The 18121-nt window shown below is 65.5% G+C and carries 17 protein-coding genes and 1 pseudogene; 8 read left to right on the forward strand and 10 right to left on the reverse strand.

Going from position 1 to position 18121, the window contains the following annotated elements:
- From IEY58_RS32270 to IEY58_RS32280, 3 genes and pseudogenes are all read right to left on the reverse strand, one after another.
- Positions 1-551, reverse strand: a pseudogene (locus tag IEY58_RS32270) (electron transfer flavoprotein subunit alpha/FixB family protein); the annotation flags it as partial.
- On the reverse strand, positions 551-1300 hold the full coding sequence (locus tag IEY58_RS32275; protein ID WP_189052309.1) for an electron transfer flavoprotein subunit beta/FixA family protein: 750 nt from the start codon (positions 1298-1300) through the stop codon (positions 551-553). The pseudogene IEY58_RS32270 and the gene IEY58_RS32275, both read right to left, overlap by 1 nt.
- 37 nt (positions 1301-1337) lie before the next feature.
- On the reverse strand, positions 1338-2474 hold the full coding sequence (locus IEY58_RS32280; protein WP_229744131.1) for an alpha-hydroxy acid oxidase: 1137 nt from the start codon (positions 2472-2474) through the stop codon (positions 1338-1340).
- A gap of 244 nt (positions 2475-2718) precedes the next feature.
- Between IEY58_RS32280 and IEY58_RS32285 the strand changes: the two genes are divergently transcribed.
- Entirely contained in the window at positions 2719-3897 is a 1179-nt protein-coding gene (locus tag IEY58_RS32285) for an NAD(P)/FAD-dependent oxidoreductase (RefSeq protein WP_189052311.1), read from the forward strand.
- A 3-nt stretch (positions 3898-3900) separates the two neighbouring features.
- Here the strand turns inward: IEY58_RS32285 and IEY58_RS32290 are convergent, their stop codons facing one another.
- The 7 genes from IEY58_RS32290 to IEY58_RS32320 form a co-directional block, all read right to left on the reverse strand.
- Complete coding sequence (locus IEY58_RS32290; RefSeq protein ID WP_189052312.1) at positions 3901-4836, reverse strand: 2-hydroxyacid dehydrogenase; 936 nt, start codon at positions 4834-4836, stop codon at positions 3901-3903.
- Entirely contained in the window at positions 4833-5597 is a 765-nt protein-coding gene (locus IEY58_RS32295) for a class II aldolase/adducin family protein (protein ID WP_189052313.1), read from the reverse strand. Before IEY58_RS32295 ends, IEY58_RS32290 begins: the two co-directional genes overlap by 4 nt.
- Before the next feature lie 33 nt (positions 5598-5630).
- Positions 5631-6674 (reverse strand): amino acid ABC transporter permease, encoded by a 1044-nt coding sequence (locus tag IEY58_RS32300; RefSeq protein WP_189052314.1) that lies wholly within the window; start codon positions 6672-6674, stop codon positions 5631-5633.
- Between the two features lie 38 nt (positions 6675-6712).
- A complete protein-coding gene (locus tag IEY58_RS32305; RefSeq protein WP_189052315.1) occupies positions 6713-7873 on the reverse strand; it encodes an ABC transporter permease subunit in 1161 nt (386 codons plus the stop codon).
- A 62-nt stretch (positions 7874-7935) separates the two neighbouring features.
- Positions 7936-8970: a transporter substrate-binding domain-containing protein gene (locus IEY58_RS32310; protein ID WP_189052316.1), complete on the reverse strand. Its 1035-nt coding sequence runs from the start codon at positions 8968-8970 to the stop codon at positions 7936-7938.
- A 356-nt stretch (positions 8971-9326) separates the two neighbouring features.
- A complete protein-coding gene (locus tag IEY58_RS32315; protein WP_189052317.1) occupies positions 9327-10094 on the reverse strand; it encodes an IclR family transcriptional regulator in 768 nt (255 codons plus the stop codon).
- A 146-nt stretch (positions 10095-10240) separates the two neighbouring features.
- Positions 10241-11029 carry an SDR family NAD(P)-dependent oxidoreductase gene (locus tag IEY58_RS32320; protein WP_189052318.1) on the reverse strand — a complete coding sequence of 263 codons (789 nt, stop codon included), beginning with the start codon at positions 11027-11029 and terminating at the stop codon, positions 10241-10243.
- A gap of 303 nt (positions 11030-11332) precedes the next feature.
- Here IEY58_RS32320 and IEY58_RS32325 point away from each other — a divergent pair, with 303 nt between their 5' ends.
- The 7 genes from IEY58_RS32325 to IEY58_RS32355 are packed head-to-tail and all read left to right on the forward strand — an operon-like array spanning position 11333 to position 18120.
- Positions 11333-12517, forward strand: coding sequence for an acyl-CoA dehydrogenase family protein (locus IEY58_RS32325; protein WP_189052319.1), 1185 nt, complete (start codon positions 11333-11335; stop codon positions 12515-12517).
- 10 nt (positions 12518-12527) lie between these two features.
- On the forward strand, positions 12528-13301 hold the full coding sequence (locus tag IEY58_RS32330; protein ID WP_189052320.1) for an enoyl-CoA hydratase/isomerase family protein: 774 nt from the start codon (positions 12528-12530) through the stop codon (positions 13299-13301).
- Positions 13302-13307: 6 nt separating this feature from the next.
- Entirely contained in the window at positions 13308-14525 is a 1218-nt protein-coding gene (locus tag IEY58_RS32335) for a CaiB/BaiF CoA transferase family protein (protein WP_189052321.1), read from the forward strand.
- Positions 14525-15655 (forward strand): thiolase family protein, encoded by a 1131-nt coding sequence (locus tag IEY58_RS32340; protein WP_189052322.1) that lies wholly within the window; start codon positions 14525-14527, stop codon positions 15653-15655. Before IEY58_RS32335 ends, IEY58_RS32340 begins: the two co-directional genes overlap by 1 nt.
- On the forward strand, positions 15652-16059 hold the full coding sequence (locus tag IEY58_RS32345; protein WP_189052323.1) for a Zn-ribbon domain-containing OB-fold protein: 408 nt from the start codon (positions 15652-15654) through the stop codon (positions 16057-16059). The genes IEY58_RS32340 and IEY58_RS32345 overlap by 4 nt, the downstream gene beginning before the upstream one ends.
- Positions 16060-16114: 55 nt before the next feature.
- Positions 16115-17038, forward strand: a complete 924-nt coding sequence (locus IEY58_RS32350; RefSeq protein WP_229744132.1) for a branched-chain amino acid transaminase — start codon at positions 16115-16117, stop codon at positions 17036-17038.
- Positions 17035-18120 carry an Ldh family oxidoreductase gene (locus tag IEY58_RS32355; protein WP_189052325.1) on the forward strand — a complete coding sequence of 362 codons (1086 nt, stop codon included), beginning with the start codon at positions 17035-17037 and terminating at the stop codon, positions 18118-18120. Before IEY58_RS32350 ends, IEY58_RS32355 begins: the two co-directional genes overlap by 4 nt.
- Position 18121: the final 1 nt, after the last annotated feature.

An 18121-nucleotide genomic window follows, 5' to 3' on the forward strand; every position in this document is an offset into this window, starting at 1 on the left:
GAGAGCTCCTGGCCGACGAAGCGCGAGAGCCCGGTCGTGGGCGCGGCCTCGATCGGCTCGACCGCGGCACTGCCGCCGGAGGCAATCGCCGCCGGGAAGCCGGTGGTGCGCACGGTGATGATCTTGATGGCGTCCTTCGACTGCACGGTCGCCAGCGCATTGCCGGCATAGATCGGCCGGACGAACGTGTCGGGCGAGACGACGGCCGAGATGTCCGAGAGCTGCGCCACGTCGAGGAGCGCCGCCACGCGCGGCATGAAGTTCTTGCCCGACGTGGTCGCCGGCGCCAGCACATGGCTGTAGCCGGGCGCGAGCTTGACGACGAGGGCGGCCAAGTCCTCGGCCAGGCGATGCTCGTAGATCGGTGCCTCGGCCAGCAGCACCTTCGCGACACCGGCGATCTGGGCGGCAGCGTCGGCCGCGGGCCTGGCGTTCGAGCCGGCGACCAGCACGTGGATCTCGCCGCCAATCTTGGCCGCGGCAGCAACCGTGTTGAGGGTCGCGGGCTTCAGTTCCGAGTTCGCGTGCTCGGCAATGACCAGAATTGCCATCAGATGACCCTCGCCTCGTTCTTCAGCTTGTCCACGAGCTCGGCGACCGAACCCACCTTCTTGCCGCCCTGGCGCTTCGGCGGCTCCTCGACCTTGAGCGTCGTGAGGCGCGGCGCCACGTCGACGCCGAGTGCCTCGGGCGTCAGCGCGTCGATCGGCTTCTTCTTCGCCTTCATGATGTTCGGCAGCGAGGCATAGCGCGGTTCATTGAGGCGCAGGTCGGTCGTGACCAGCGCCGGCAGCTTCAGGTCCACGGTCTCGAGGCCGCCGTCGACCTCGCGGGTGACCGCGACCGTGCCGTCCTTCAGATCGACCCTGGACGCGAACGTGCCCTGGGCCCAGCCGAGCAAGGCCGCCAGCATCTGGCCGGTCTGGTTGCTGTCGTCGTCGATCGCCTGCTTGCCGACGATGACCAAGGTCGGGCTCTCCTTGTCGACGATCGCCTTCAAGAGCTTCGCGACCGCCAGCGGCTGTAGCTCCGCATCACTCTGGACATGGATGCCGCGGTCGGCGCCCATGGCGAGCGCGGTGCGGATCGTCTCCTGCGCCTGGGCCGGGCCCATCGAGACCGCGACCACCTCGGTCGCTTGGCCCCCTTCCTTGAGGCGCACCGCCTCTTCGACGGCGATCTCGTCGAACGGATTCATCGAGAACTTGACGTTGGCGGTCTCGACCCCCGTCTGGTCCGCCTTCACCCGGACCTTGACGTTGAAGTCGACCACCCGCTTGACGGCGACGAGAACTTTCATCGGGCAAATCTCCTGGGTGAAGGCGGTTGCGATCTGGTCATTCGCGCCAGACGAGCTCGCGCGACAGGTCGATCAGGCTCGTGCGCCCCGCGAGCGCCAGGCTGCGTTCGGTCTCGGCGCGCAGGATGTCGAGATAGCGGCGGGCCCCATCGGCGCCGGCAATGGCGGCACCATAGAGCACCGGACGGCCGACGAGCACGGCCTTGGCACCGAGCGCCAGCGCCTTGACGACATCCGAACCGCGCCGGATGCCGCTGTCGACCATGACGGTGAGCCGGCCACCGACCGCATCCGCGATCTCGGGCAGGGCGTCGGCGGTGCCACGCGAGCTGTCGAGCACCCGGCCGCCGTGGTTCGAGACGACGATGCCGTCGAGCCCGAGCGCCGCCGCCCGCTCGGCGTCCTCCAGCCGCTGGATGCCTTTGAGCACGACCGGTCCCCGCCACCGCCGCCGCAGCTCGGCGATATCGTCCCAACCGAGATCCGCCGCCACATCGACCCGATCCGACGCCGGCGTACGCGTGACCTCCGTCCGGAACTCCGGCGGATAGTGCGCGAAGCTCGGCAGACCGTTCCGCAGCAGCATCTTGAGCAGTACGCCGGTGAGCCAGCGCGGATGGGTGAGCACGTCGAAACCGGCCCGGACGCTCGGCCGAAGCGGCAGGCCGAAGCCGTTGCGCTCGTTATATTCCCGGTTGGACGACACCGGACAGTCGACGGTCACCACCAGCACCCGAGCCCCCGAAGCCTGTGCGCGGTCGACAAGGCCATAGGAGAGCGCCCGGTCTTTCCAGACGTAGAGCTGAAACCAGATGTCGCCCCCGGCCTCCGCCACGATCCGTTCGATCGGCGTCACGGATTGGGTCGAGACGCAGAATGGAATGCCCATCTGCGCTGCGGCCCTCGCCACGGCGACCTCGCCGTCGAGCCAGACCAGCCCCGCCATCGCGGTCGGCGCGACAATGGCGGGCATCGCCAGAGCGCGGCCGAACAGCTCCGTGCGGATCGAGACCGTCGAGACGTCGACCAGCACCGACGGCAGCAGCTTGAGCGCATCCCAGGCAGCCCGATTCACATCGAGCGCCACCTCGTCCTCAGTGCCCCGATCGATATATTCGAACAGGCCGCGCGGGAGGCGGCGACGCGCGAAAGCTCGGAGGTCAGCATGGTTCAATGGCTTCCGATACAAATTCACCTCAGGGAACACGCGCCAGGCGCAGCCGCTTTGATTATTTTTGATACGACGTATCATTATTTTCGCCGACACCATAAGTCAATGCCGCAGCCCATTCTCGGGCAAAGCGCGGGGCGAAACTCATCCGCCCCTCAATTGCGATAATAATTTTCGCGACCTTATATCGAATTGCAAATCGCTGTATCGAATTATACGATGATGGAATCGACCGAGTGGAGGCCCCATGGAACGCGAGCATTATGACGTCATCATCATCGGCGGAGCGCTCTGGGGCGGCAGCACGGCGTTCCATCTGCTGACCCGCGAGCCTAACCTGCGGATCTGCGTGATCGAGAAGGACGCGAGCTATAAGCAGTCGTCGTCCAGCCTATCGGTCGCCGGCATCCGGGTGCTGTTCTCACAGCCGGAAAACGTTCTCATGTCCATGTATGGGCATGAGTTCTATGGAGATTTCGGCAGGCTGACACAGGTTGACGACACCATCGAGGCGCTGCATTTCGTTCATCAAGGCTACCTGTTCGCCGCCAACACCCCGGAGCAGGCGCGGGAGATGGAGGAGAACTACCGGTTCCAGCTCGGCATGGGCTGTGAGGTGCTGCTGCTCGACGCCAAGGGTGTGTCGGAGCGCTTTCCGTCGCTCCATACCGACGACATCCTCTGCGCTGCCCACAGCCCGAACGACGGCTGGATCGATCCCTATGGCGCCCTGATGGGCTTGCGGCGCAAGGCCAAGTCCCTGGGCGCCACCTATATCGAGGACGAGGTCGCTGCGATCGAGCGCCGGGGCGCACGCGTCGAGAGCGTCACGACGACGGGCGGCCGAACCCTGACTGCCGACTGGGTCGTCAACACTTGCGGCGCCTGGGCACCGTCGGTCTGCGCCATGGTCGGCATGAAGGTTCCGGTCGTGCCGCTGCCGCGCATGCAGTTCTATTTCGAGACCCAGGCCAAGCTCGAGCCATTGCCCCTGACCCGCGACGGCGTCGGGCTGGGCTTCCGCCCCGAAGGCGTCGGCTACACCAGCGGCATCACCAATCACGCGGCCGCCGGCGAATTCTGCTGGGACGTGCATTACGAGCATTTCGACAACGTGATCTGGCCGAAGCTCGCGACCCGCGTACCGGCGTTCGAAGCGCTCAAGGTGAAGAACGGCTGGGCCGGCCACTATGCCCAGAACATTTTCGACGGCAACATGATCATCGGCCCCTGGACCGGGGAGCTCGAGAACTTCCTGATCGCTACAGGCGATTCCGGCCATGGGCTGCAGCACGCGCCGGCGGTCGGGCGGGGCTTGGCTGAGCTGATCCTCGACGGGCGCTTCTCGGCCATCGATCTCACGGCCTTCACCTACAAGCGCGTCCAGGAGAACAAGCCCTACGCCGAGCGCGGCTTTCGGGCCTGAGCCTCAGGTCCGGGCGAGCGTCTCGGCGACGAGACGCAGCCCGCCTTCGAACAGGCGTCGGCTGGCGCTCGTCGTCTTGAACGCCGCATGCGCCGTCAGCGTGACGTTGGCAAGCCCACGGAGCGGATGCGACGACGGCAACGGCTCCTGGTCGAAGACATCGAGAGCCGCATGCCTGAGCCGGCCGGCCTCAAGCGCCTCGATCAAGGCCGCTTCGTCCACGAGTGCGCCGCGAGCGGTATTGACCAGGATCGCGCCGGGCCTCATCAGGCCAAGCCGGTCAGGTCCAAGGAAATGCCGCGTCTCTGGGGTCAGGGCCAGATGGAGCGACAGCACGTCGGCGTGGGTCAGCACGTCTTCCAGCGGCAGGAACCGGCACGGCAGCCCGGGCACCGGGCCCGACCGGTTCCAGGCGACGACGCCCATGCCGAAACCAGCCGCCATCTTCACCAGTTCCGACCCGACACCGCCGGTGCCGACGATGCCGAGCGTCAGGCTCGCGAGCTCGAGCCCCTCCATCGTGGTCCACGCGCCGGCCCTGAGTGCCCGGTCCATCGGCGCGACCTCGCGACAGGCCGCGAGCGCCAGCGCGAAAGCATGCTCGGCAATGGACCGGTCGCCATAGTGGCGCACGGTCAGCACCTCGATGCCGCATCGCTCGGCGGCGGCGAGATCGATATAGTCGGAGGCCCCGGTGCCGAGGAACACGATGGCCTTGAGACCCGGGCAAGCCTCGAGCACGGGTGCGGCGATCTTCGCGCGGCTGACGAGTGCGATCGCGACCGAGCGCAGCCGCCGGATGAGCTCGTCACCGTCCGGGTCGCCCTCGTAAATCACGAGCTCCGGCACGATGGCGTCGAGCCCCGACGCCAGTAGCCGGGCGTTCGTCGAGTGGCAGTCGATATAGCCCGCGACCGGTGCCGGACGTGCTCCGGTCAACTTTTGTAGCTCGCGTCTTTGCGATCCATGAGGCGGAGCAGCGCCGGCCATTCCATCGTGCCGCGAGGCCGATCGTACCGCTGGTATTGCTCCGCCGTATGCTCCGCGATTTCGGGGGCGACGCAGAGAATCTCGCCGCCAGTCGCCATAGTCTTGAGCTGCAGCTGGCAGGCCTGATCGAGGTAGTACATCAGATAGAACGCTTCGGCGATCGTGCGGCCGGTCGTCAGCAGACCGTGATTGCGCAGGATCAGCGCGCGGTGCGGGCCGAGATCGGCCACCAGCCGCTCGCGCTCGGCGAGGTCGAGCGCAATGCCTTCATAGTCGTGATAGGCCAGCCGATTGTAGAATTCGAGCGAAACCTGGTTCAGAGGCAGCAGCCCCTCGCGTAGCGTCGATACGGCAACACCGGCGTGGGTATGGGTATGGCAGACGCAAACGGCATCCTCGCGCACCCGATGGATCGCGCCGTGAATGACGAAGCCCGCCTCGTTGACGGCGTATTCGGTCGGCTCGACGATCTTGCCCTCGAGGTCGATCTTGACCAGGCTCGACGCCGTAACCTCGGAGAAATGCAGGCCATAGGGGTTGATGAAGAAATGGTCGTGTCGGCCGGGCACGCGTGCTGAGACGTGGGTGTAGACGAGATCGTCCATGCCGAAATGCGCGATGAGCCGATAGCAGGCGGCCAGATGCACGCGCGTCTCCCATTCATCGAGCTCAGGCAGCTTGTCGGGCGCGCGAAAGGCAGGCTGGTTCATCAACACTCTCCCCAATCGGGATAAAGACGATTTTCAGTCCTGGCCCACACGCATACGCGCCTCGAGATAGGCGCCGTAACGCGTGAGCGAGTAAGAAACCGCGAAATAGATCAGCGCCACGAAGACGTAAACTTCGATGTAGTAGTCCGACCACTTGCCCGTCTGGATCGCGACCTTGGCCGAGGCCATCAATTCAAACAAGCCGACGATGACCAGCACCGACGTATCCTTGAAGGTCGAGACCAGTTGGTTGATCGTCGCGGGCAGCGCCTTGCGGAACGCTTGCGGCAGAATGACCAGCCACCAGCCCTGCGACGGTGTCAGGCCGAGCGCGCGGGCTGCCTCGCCCTGGCCGAGGCCCACGCTTTGAATGCCGGCCTGCAGGATCGTTGACTGATAGGCGGCGAAGAACAGAGCGAAGCCCAGGATGACGCGATAGACGTTATCGGTATTGAGCCAGCCAGGCAGCACGAAGGGCGCGAAGATCGCGGCACCGAACACGACGGCCAACAGCGGAATCGAACGGATGAAATCGACGACGACACCGGCGAGGAAGCGGAGCACGCGGTCATCCGAGCATCGCATGATCGCGAGGAGAACCGACAGCGGCATGCCGATGATGATCGTCGCGGTGTAGATAAAGAGGGTCAGCGACAGTCCGCCCCATCGCTCGGTCGTGACTTCGCTGAGGCCGAAGACGCCACCCTGCATTAGAACGATGAAGACGGTAAACCCTGAGATCCAGATGCCGATCAGCCATTTGGCCCGCCAAAGCCGTGGCACGCAGCTCGCGGCCACCATGGCCACGACGACCAGGCAGGCCACGAGCGAGCGCCATTGCTCCTCGTAGGGATAGAGACCGAACAAGATGAGGCGATAGCGGGCACCGATGACCGCCCAGCACGCGCCGCTCGCTCCACCGCACGGGTCGGCGCCGGCATCGCTCCAGGCACTATCCCAGAACGCCCATTTCCCGAACAGCACGAGAAGCCACAGGAGAAACGCGGCTGCCAGGATGCTGATGCCGACGTTGAGCCAACTCGACAGGAAGCCAAGGCCGGCAGGACCGCGCTGCATCGGGGGCCTGTCACGAAGCGAAATCGACAGCGGACCGATCATGCGCGCCCGCCTGCCGGCTGCCGGCCGATGCTGCGGGCGCCTTTGAGGGCAACGCGCGCATTGAACCAGTTGATCATGAGGCTCAGGCAATAGTTCACAACGAGATAGAGCCCGACCATCACACCCAGCATCTCGAACGTATGGCCGTTCATGTTGATGCTGTTGGACGTGATGGCGAAGAGGTCCGAATAGCCGATCGCGGCGCCGAGCGAGGTGTTCTTCACGGTGATGAGATACTGGTTGCCAAGCGGCAGCACGATTGCCCGAAGCCCGAGCGGAATCCTGATCTTCCAGTCGATCATCCATTCGTGCAGGCCGAGCGCCCGCCCTGCCTCCACCGGCCCGCGGCCGATAGATTGAATGCCGCCGCGCACGATTTCAGCGACATAAGCCGTGCCGAGCACGCTCAAGCCGATAAGGACCGCGGCGAACTCGGCCGGAACGCGCAAGCCGTTCTCGAAGCTGAAGCCATGCAGATGGGGCAGTTGGATCGTAACGGGCGCCCCGAACCAAAGGGTCAGGGCCACGATCGCCCCGGCTGCGGCAGCCAGCACGGTCCCGCGCCCCCGCCCCAAACGCCGGCCAAGAGGCGAAGCGGCGATGAGCATCGCCATCAGTATCAGGCCCACCGCAAGGCAGAGATTGCCGTTGGTCGCCTCGAGGCCGGGCAGATAGATTCCGCGATTCGAGATGAATGCACCTCCCGGCAGCGGGACGGCTCGCCGCTCCTGCGGCAAGTGCAGGATGATCTGGTACCAGAAGACGATCTGCAGAATGGACGGCACGTTGCGGAAGATGTCGGTGTAGAGCCGGCAGCCGAACGAGATCACGAAGTTGCGAGACAGCCGGCCCAGCCCGACGAGGAAGCCCAGGATCGTGGTCACCACGATGCAGACGAGTGCCAGCACCAGCGTGTTGAGCAGGCCCAGCAGGATCGTCCACCAATAAGGATCGCTCGCAGCGTGGGCGAGCGGTGCCGCCGAGATATCCCAGCCGGTCGGTTGGCCGAGGAATGCCCAGCCATAGACCATGCCCTGCTTCTGCAGGCTGTCCGCGACCTGGACAGCGGTACCGATTACGAGCGCCAGGAACAGCCCGACAGCCGTTGCCTGGAGAATGAACCGTCGGACATTGGTGTTGGAAAGAGAGACGACCATTCACCCGCTTCCACTCGTTCGATACGCCTGGGTACGCTCGAGGCAATTTCGGTCCGGACCGCCTAGTCGAACAGCGGCGCGTAGAGCAGCCCCCCTTTGTTCCACAGCCGGTTCAAGCCGCGTGGCAGTTGATAGGGCGACTTCGCGCCGAGGCTGCGTTCGTAGATTTCGCCGTAGTTTCCGACGCTCTTGATGACGTCCACCGCCCAGGTCTCGCGCAACCCGAAGCGCGAGCCGATGCCGGGAAGGATCCCGAGCAGGTGGCCGATGCGCGGATCCGTGCTCTTGCGCATCTCGTCGACGTTGCTGCTGGTGACCCCTAGGTCCTCGGCCTCGATCAGCGCGGCCGTCACCCAGGTCACCAGGATTTTGAACTTCTCGTCGCCCTGCCGCACCATCCCGGAAATGAGCTCGTTGGTTAGCAGGTCTGGCAGCAGCACAGTCGACTCAGGGTCCTTCAACCCCTTCGCGCGGAAGGTCGCGAGCCCCGGTCCCCAGCCAGCGAGCACGTCGCAGCGGCCGGCGGCAAAATCCTCACGCGCCTTGTCGGTCGTCTCGGCGCCGAGCACCTTGTAGGTGACGTTTTTCGAGCGCAGGTAGTCGAGCGCCACACGCTCCCCCGTCGTGCCCGATTGCGTACAGATCGTGGCCCCGTTCAGTTGGGACGCGTCGGTGACGCCAAGATCCTTCTTAACGATGAACTGCGTGCCCGCGAAGAGATACGGCAGCGTGAAATCGAAGCCGAGCTCCGTATTCCGCTGCAGCGTCCAGGTACTCACCATGAAGGCGATATCGATATCGCCTGACTGCAAGGCGGGCGTACGCTGCGGCCAGCTCAGCGGCACGAAGGCAGCCTTGTCGGCCGAGCCGAAAATCGCGACGGCAAGGGCGCGGCACATGTCGGCATCCATGCCATGCCAGTTGCCCTTGTCGTCGGCTTCGAAAAATCCGAGGTAGCCGCCCGAAGGATAGCCGCACAGCAGTTTGCCGCGCTGCTGGATCTTCGCGATGGTGGGGCTCTGGCTCTGCGCATGGGCAGCACCCGCGCAGGTCAGCATGATGATGAAGGCGCACAGATTCTTGAGAAACTTGCCCATATCCCTCACCTCTTTCGAATTTGCGCCCCTCAGCCGTCAAGCCGAACGATCATCGGAACGATCGCAGCAATGTAAGATACGATGGATCAAATTACAATACGATGATGAACGCGCCCGAGAAGCATCGCGTGCCGCGGCAAATCCGCGCAAATCCTAGAGTATTAAGGCATGGGATTGCTCGAAGCATGACGCGACCGCGCTTGCGGCCGGCATTGGCGAGCCCGGATGAGCGCACATAACATCTCACCGTATCTATATGCGATACGGCCTGTGCGCCGTAGATGCGAACCAGCTCCATTTGGCACGGGAAAGCCACGCTAATAGGCGGCCGCGATGCCGAGCCTCGGCCTTTCGCCCTACGGCGCGTCGCTCGCTGTCGCCGGGTAGCTTCCACCCAGTACGCGCGTCGCCTGCTCGGCAATGGAGATGGCGACGGCGCCGACCCGGTCGAAATCGGACTGCGGCAGGGTAACTGAATCGCTGGTCAGCACGACCGAGCCGACCGGCAGCGCCCCTTGGCCCCAGACGGGTGCCGCGATGCTGCTGATCCGAGCGGCAGCTCCACGTTGCGAGCAGGCGAAGAGCCGCTGGCGGGTCAGCCTCAGCTCGTCGCGCAGTTCCACCGCCGAAGCTCCATCGCCCGCTCCGTTCACCAGGTCGGCCAGCACGCCCTCGATCTGCGCCTCGTCGAAGAAGGCCAGGATCGCCCGCCCGCTCGCGGCGGCATGCATCGGAATGCGCTGCCCCGGGTCCGACGAGTTCGGTCGCCCCTTCTCGCCGTCGATCTTGTCGAGATAGATGATGTCCGGATAGTCGGCCCAGGCGAAATAGGTCGTGAGTTCCGAGCTTTTCGCGGCATAGCGCAGAATCGGATGAATGAGCCGCCTCACTTCGTTCTGCGCAATGACCCGCGAGCCGAGCTCCCAGATCCGGAGCGTCGGCTTGTAGCGGCTCGTATCCGCCGTCTTCTCGATATAGCCCTCCTCGAGCAGCGTCTGGAAAATGCGCTGCACGGCGCTCTTGTTGAGCTTGATCTCGCGCGACAGCTCCGAAATGCCGCGCGGCGTATCGGAAAGCGCCAGCGACTCCAGGATTCGAAGACTCTTGCGAAGGGTTGTGCTCATAGATGCCTGCTACTGGAGCGGTGAAACGATGCGGAAACCGCCGAGACGGGCAAGTCACTCGACCGCCCGTCGTCAACCGTCCCGTATTGATATACGATACACACACGCCTGCACGCGACATAAATGGCAGCCGGCGCGCGATCGGCCTACCGTCCCGGCAGCGTGTCTACCGGCACGACGTAATTGAGCGTGAGCCGGCCGCCGTCGACGTAAAGCGTCTGGCCCGTCACGTACGACGCATCGCTGCTTGCCAGAAACGAGACGACGGAACCGATTTCGTCGACCTCGCCGCAGCGCCCCATCGGCGTGCGCGACAGGATCATCCGGTAGGAATCCTCGTTCGACAACACGCCGCCCCGGGTCAAGTCGGTCAGGATGGTGCCGGGCGCCACGGCATTGACCCGGACGCCCTTCGTCGCGAGCGACAGGGCGAAGATTTTGGTCAACTGGTTGATCGCGGCTTTGGAGACGCCGTACGGCACGCGCGTCGGGATCGCGAGCTCGGCCTGCATCGATGACATGTTGACGATGGCGCCACCGCCCTTGGCGACCATGAGTCGCCCGGCTTCCTGGCAGCCGAACAACGTGCCCTTCAAATTCACCGCCATGACCCGGTCGAACTCTTCCTCCGTAAGATCGAGCGGGTCGGCGGCGACCGTCGTCGCGGCATTGTTGACCATGATATCGACCGTGCCGAACCGTTCCACGGCCTTGGCGATCAACGCCTTGACCTCGGCCTGGGAAGCAACGTCGCAAGCGACGCCGATTGCCGTCGCCGCATCCGGGTCGAGTTGCCGCGCGGCCTCCGCGACCTTGGCCCCGTTGATATCGGCCAGAACGACCCGCGCACCCTCGTCGTGCAGGCGCTGAGCGCAACCCAATCCGATACCCTGAGCCGCACCGGTGACGACGGCGACCTTGTCCTTGTGACGCATCCTGCTGCTCCGCTCGGTTGATCGTCTCACATTTCGACACGAAATATCTCACTCGTGTCGATATAAGACCATATCGAAAGCGCATCGCGGCCCTCGGAATCGACAGTGCCTGGCCGTGAACTCAGGCCGAACCTATTAAAAATCCGCAGAATTTCGGGAAGAACGCCATCGATCAGCCCCCACCTCCATCTCGCTTGACACGACCTGTCACCTCAATAAATAATACGTCGTATTGAATATCGAACCGACAACGAGCGCACAAAGCTTCGCCGCAGCGCCGAGATCCGCAAAAAGGGAGTTCCCATGACATCCGACATGCCATCGCTGCCGACCGGCGCCTGGGAACTGCCGGAGGAGCTTTCGCTTCTGCAGGAGACGGTCGCCCGGTTCATGCGGGCGGAGGTGAAGCCGATCGAGGACCGACAACCGCACGATTGCTACGAACTGCCGGCCGAAGATCTCGCCGTCCTGCAGTCGAAAGCCAAAGAACTGGGCCTCTGGTGCCTGGCCTCGCCGCAGGCCTATGGCGGCGGCGGCGCAGGGCTGCTGGCGCAGGTGATTGTCGCCGAGGAGGCGGCCAAGTGCCGGATGGGCGCCTATGTCCCAGCCTGCGGCGCCTTCGGCATCGACCCGCCGAGCGTCATCTGGCTCGGCAATGCCGACCAGATCAGTCGCTACGGCGTCGCCGGCATCGAGAAAGGCAAGAAATGCTTCGTCGCCATCTCCGAGGCGAGCGGCGGTGCCGACCCGGCACGCTCAATCCGGACACGGGCCCAGCGTATCGGTGACCGATACGTCATCAACGGCACGAAGATGTGGATCACTGCCGCCGGTAAGGCCGACTGGGGTCTGGTGTTCGCCCGCACCGGCGAGGCGAACGACCGCGGCGGCATCAGCTGCTTCATCGTCGATCGTGACACGCCGGGCATCAGCGTGCGCGAGATCCCGGTCATCCGCTCTTATGCCCCGTTCGAGGTGCATTTCGAGGAGGTCGAGGTCCCGGCCGAAAACCGGCTGGGCGGGGAGGGCGAGGGCTTCGCGGTCTGCCAGAAGTGGCTGGTCCACGCCCGGGTGCCCTATGCCGCAGGCGTCATCGGCGTCGCCCAGGAGGCACTCAGGCTCGCGATCGACTGGGTGAAGCAGCGCCAGGTGTTCAAATCGACGCTGTCGGAGAAGCAGGCGATCCAATGGATGATCGCCGATTCCGAGATGGAGCTCAGGGCCGCCCGGCTCCTGACCTACCAGGCGGCCTGGCGGGCGGATCTCGGCCACGACATCAAGCTCGAAGCCTCGATCGCCAAGGTGACCGCGACCGAGACAGCCGGGCGCGTCATTGACCGCTGCGTCCAGATGTTCGGGGCGCTCGGCGTCGCCAAGGAACTGCCGATCGAGCGCTGGTACCGGGAGCTGCGCATCAAGCGCATCGGCGAAGGCCCGTCCGAGGTCCAGCGCATGGTCGTCGCCCGCCATCTCCTCGGCAGCCGGTAAGGCAATCGCCATGGCCATCGATTTCACGCTCGAGGACGGCATCGCCGTCATCACCATCAACCGCCCGGAAAGGCGCAACGCGCTCGATGCCGAGCACTACGCCGCACTTTCCGAGGCCTGGCAGCGCGTCCGGGACGATGACGCGATCCGGGTGGCCGTCATCACCGGCGCCGGCGACAAGTCCTTCTGCGCCGGCGCCGACATCAAGTCATTCGTCGGCCGGGACGTCGAGCTCGCCGAATTGTGGCTGACTCAGAAGGGCCAATTGCTCAATCGCGGCCTCGAAATCTGGAAGCCAGTCATCGCCGCGGTCAACGGCGCTTGCGTCGGCGGCGGCATGACCCTGCTGCTGGCGACCGACATCCGCGTTGCGGTCGAGGGCGCTGTCTTCTCGGTCGCCGAGGTCAAGCGCGGCATCATCGCTGCCAACGGCGGCACGCAGCGCATCATGCAGCAGCTACCCTACGCGATCGCGATGGAGATGTTGCTGACCGGCGAAAGCATCGATGCCGAGACGGCGCTGCGCTGGGGCCTTGTCAACAAGCTCGTGCCAGCCGCGGACCTGCTGAGTGCTGCGCTCGACTATGCCCGCCGGATTGCGGCCAACGCGCCACTGGCGCTCCAGGCCGCCAAGGAACTGGCGATCCGCTCGCGCGACATGGATCTGCCAACCGGTCTTCGGATGGAGCAGCTCGTCAACCGCATCCTGCACCATTCCGAAGACACCGCCATTGCGAAGGCCGCTTTCGCCGAAAAGCGCCAGCCGCAGTTCAAGGGACGGTGACCCGCGATGTCCGACCCAGCCGCTCTCCCGCCCAACGCCCCGCCGCTCGCCGGCATCCGCGTGCTTGACCTGACGCAAATCTACAACGGCCCCTATGCGACCTTTCTGATGGCGATGGCCGGAGCCGAGGTCATCAAGGTCGAGCCGCCGGGCGGTGAATTCCTGCGCCGGCGCGATGCGAGGAGCGGCGCCGGCGTGCCGTTCGCTATGCTGAACGCCAACAAACGCTCGATCTCGCTCAACCTCAAGGCCCCGCGCGGCCGCGAAATGCTGCTGGAGCTGGTGCGCCAGGCCGACGTGCTGGCCGAAAACTACGCGCCCGGCGTCATGGACCGCCTGGGACTCGGCTACGACACCGTCCGCGCCGTCAACCCGCGCATCGTGTATGCCTCGGGCAGCGGCTATGGCAGCCATGGTCCCTATCGCGACTATCCCGCCATGGACCTGACCGTCCAGGCCATGTCCGGCGTGATGAGCATCACGGGCTTCCCTGAGAATCCGCCGGTCAAGTCCGGCGCCGCCCTCTGTGACTTCTTCGGCGGCGTCCATCTCTATGGCGCCATCACCACGGCGCTCCTGCGGCGCGAACGGACCGGCCTCGGCAGCCGGATCGAGGTCGCGATGCTGGAGGCAGTCTATCCCTCACTCGCGTCCAGCATCGGCATGACCTACGGCGAGCGAGATGACATTCCGCTGCGCACCGGCAACCGGCACGGCGGCCTCTCGCTCTGCCCGTACAACGTCTATCCGGCCAGCGACGGCTTCGTCGCGATCATCTGCAACAACGATAAGCATTGGCTGAACCTGGTCGACGCCATGGCGCGCCCCGACTTGAAGGACGACCCGCGCACCGTAACCATGCGCGACCGGGTTCACCATATGGCGGCGATCGACGCGATCATTGCCGACTGGACTTCGTCCCTGTCGCGTACCGAGCTGTTCGACCGGCTCGTCGCCTTCCGCGTGCCTTCCGCCCCGGTGCGCGACCTGCCCGAGGTCCTCGCCGATCCGCACATGCACGAACGCGGCATGCTGCTCGAGGTCGACCACCCGCAATACGGCCGGATCACCGTCTGCCGCAGCCCGATCAACTATAGCGATGGGCCGCAACCCGACTATCAGGTCAGCCCCGCCTATGGCGCCGACAACGACGCCGTCTATGGCCGACTGCTCGGCATACCCGCGGACAGCCTGACCGCGCTCGGCGAGGAGGGGGTGATCTGATGCGTGGTCGAACCGTCATCGCGGGCGTTGGCCACACTGCCTATGGCAAGCATCCCGATCGCGATCGCGTGTCGCTGATCGTCGAGGCCTGCCGCAACGCGCTGGCGGACGCCGGCGTCGCCAAGGACATGGTCGATGGTGTGCTGGTCAAGATGGCCAATGCTGAGCCTTCCATCCTCTACGGTCAGAAGGTCGCCGAGGCGCTTGGAATGAAGCCCAAGATCGGTTGCGCGCTCGACCAGGGCGGCGCGGCGAACATCGCCCTCATCAGCTACGCAGCACTCGCGATCGAAGCCGGCATGCTCGACATCGCCATCGTCTGCTACGGCGACACGCCGCGCACCGGCAGCCGCAAGGTCTATGCCCGGCCGCGCGGCGACGATGCCGTCTACGGCTGGTACTCGACCGCGGCCGGCTACGCGCTGCTGCATCAGCGCTACAAGCAGCAATACGCGCTCGGTGACGAGGGCTTCGGCGCCGTGGCCGTCACCTGCCGCAGCCATGGCGCGCGCAATCCCCACGCCCACCTGCAGAAGCCGATCACGCTCGACGAGTACATGGCCTCGCCCTTCGTCGTCGAGCCGCTGCGGCGCGACGATTGCTGTCTGCTGTCGGACGGTGCTGCAGCCGTCATCGTCATGTCGGCCCGCCGCGCCAGGGAACTGGGCATCGCTCAGGCCGTGCCGGTACTAGGCTTCGGGCAGGCGCAAGAATCCTGGGAAGTCCATCTGCGCGAGGACCTGACCCGCACCGTCGCTGGTGCCTCGGCCGAGATGGCGCTGCGCATGGCCGGCCTCGAGCACCGCGACATCGCGGTTGCCCAGCTCTACGACTGCTTTACCGTAACGCCGCTCATCACGCTCGAGGACTACGGCTTCTGCAAGCGCGGCCAGGCGGCACGGTTCGCGGCCGAAGGCGGTATCGGCCTCGACGGCGGCCTGCCGCTCAACACGAGCGGCGGCCTGCTCTCGGAAACCGGCACGCCAGGCCTGCAGCTCGTGATCGAGGGAGTCCGACAGATGCGCGGCGACGCGAACCTGCCGGTGGGCGGCTCCGGCGCCTGCATCGTCAGCAACCAGGGCGGCACGATGCACACCCATTCCACTCTCATCCTCGGGCGGGCGGCATGAGCTTCCCCGAGCCCGACATCACCCCGCTGAACGAGCCCTACTGGAGCGGCCTTAAGGACGGTCGCCTCATGTTCCAGCATTGCGAGGGCTGCGGTCATAACTGGCTGCCGGCACGGGAGGCCTGTCCTTCCTGTCTCGCGCCCCGGCCGACCTGGCAGGCATCGGCCGGCTGGGCGACGGTTGTCAGCTGGGTCGTCTATCACACGGCCTACAGCGACGCCTTCAAGGACCGTGTGCCGTACGACGTCACCTGCGTGGCGCTCGACGAGGGGCCGCGCCTCCTGACCAACGTGATCGGCAGCGAGGCAGGCCGGAAGCTCTGCATCGGCAGCCGGGTGACGCTTGCCATCCAATACGAGGGTGAGACCGCCCTCGCCCGCTTCAGGCTCGCGGAGCCGGCGTGAAGCGGATCCACGACAGAGCGCGCCGCGGGCGCAGCCAAGACGGAAGGGAATGTGCATGAGCGCGCCGGAATTCATCGTCCTGAACGGGAGCATCATCCCCTACGAAGAGGCGACGACCCACGTCATGTCGCCGGCGGTCAAATACGGCCTCTCGGTCTTCGAAGGACTCCGGGCCTATTGGAGCGATGAAAGGGAAGACCTCTTCGTGTTCCGGCTGCAGGATCATACCGACCGGCTGCTGCAGTCGATGAAGCTGCTGCGCTTCGCCCATGATTTCGACGGCGCGGAGATCAACCGCGTGACCATCGAGCTGCTCCGCCGCAACCGGGTGAAGGCGGCGGCCCATATCCGGACCACGGCCTATCTCGATGGCAAGGGCGAGCAGCAGGTCAAGGGGCCCGTGAGCTACTCCATCTCGGCGATCGAGAAGCCGCGCGCCGCCCGGACCGACAAGGGCATCCGCTGCCAGGTCAGCTCCTGGATGCGCATGGCCGACAATGTCATGCCGCCGCGTATCAAGTGCGGCGGCAACTACGTCAACGGCCGCCTAGCCCGCTACCAGGCGATCCAGGACGGCTATGACGAAGCCATCATCCTCAATACCCTCGGCAAGGTCGCCGAGGGGCCTGGTACTTGCATCTTCCTGGTCCGTCGCGGCGAGCTGATCACACCGGACCTGGCGAGCGGTATCCTGGAGAGCATCACCCGTGACACGGCCCTGAGGCTCGCCCGCGCGCGCGGCATCGCGGTCGCCGAGCGCATGGTCGATCGCACCGAGCTCTATGCTGCAGACGAGGTGTTCATGGTGGGCTCAGCCGCCGAGTTGGTGCCAGTCGTCGACATCGACGGGATCACGATTGGCTCGGGCAGTCCGGGCCCCGTCACCAAGTTGCTGCAGGAAGCCTATTTCGCGGCCGTGACTGGCGCCATCGACGTGCCAGCCGATTGGCTCACCCCGGTGTACAAGAGCGAGCGATGACCGGGATCGCCGAGCGGATCGAAGCTCTCGAGGGGCAGGCCGCCATAATGGTCGCCGAGCTGGCCGCGATCACAGCAGACCTGCTGGCAGCGACCGGCATGCCGGCGAAGGCGGCGGCGGCGGCGGCCGATATCCTCGCCGAATGCCAGCATCGCGGCATCGATAGCCATGGCGTGGCCCATCTGCCGGTCTATGTCCGGCGACTGCTCGCCGGCGGAATCGACGCCGGAGCAGTACCAGCCGTCGTCGCCTCCGGCCCCGCCGTAACGGTGCTGGACGGACGGAACGCGCTCGGCGTGCTGGTCGGCCTCGCGGCAACCGATGAGGCCTGCCGCAGGGCACGCGAGTACGGTGTGGGCGCCTGCGCCGTGCGCAACAGCAACCATTTCGGCGCGGCGGCCCCTCTGGTTGACCGGGCGGCGCGCCAGGGCCTTGTCATGCTCGCCTGCTCGAACGCGGCCCCGACGATGGCGCCCTGGGGCGGACGCGAGGCGATGCTCGGCACGAACCCGCTGTCGGCCGCCTTCCCGCGCGCAGGCGCGGAACCGGTCGTCATTGACATGGCAACAAGTGCTGCATCACGCAGCAAGCTGCGACAGGCGGCCTTGAAGAAGCAGCCAATACCACTGGATTGGGCGCTCGATAAGACGGGCGTTCCGACCAGCGATGGTGAAGCAGCCCTGGCCGGCACCATGCAACCACTGGGCGGCGCCAAAGGCTATGCCCTGACGCTGATGGTCGAATTGCTCAGTACCACGCTCTCGGCGGGGAAATCAGGGTTCGAAGTCGCCAATCCGTATGATTCCCCGGCCACGCCTGCCGGGACGAGCCATTTCTTCGTCGCCTTTGACCCACGCTTCTTCTCGGGCCTCGAGGTGGCGGAAGAGACGGTCGCCCGGCTGGGCGAGCGCATCGAGAGAAGCGAGCCCGCTGCTGCCGGCGATCCCCCACGGCTGCCGGGCACCCGCGCCGCAGCCACGGCCGTCTGCCGCGGGCGCGACGGCATCCCGCTCACCCCAGACCTGACGAACCACCTGCGCCAGGCGGCCCGGCTACTGGGCAAGGCCCCGCGCAACAACTAAT

It is taken from the genome of Aliidongia dinghuensis, from assembly GCF_014643535.1.
In the GTDB taxonomy this organism is placed as follows: domain Bacteria; phylum Pseudomonadota; class Alphaproteobacteria; order ATCC43930; family CGMCC-115725; genus Aliidongia; species Aliidongia dinghuensis.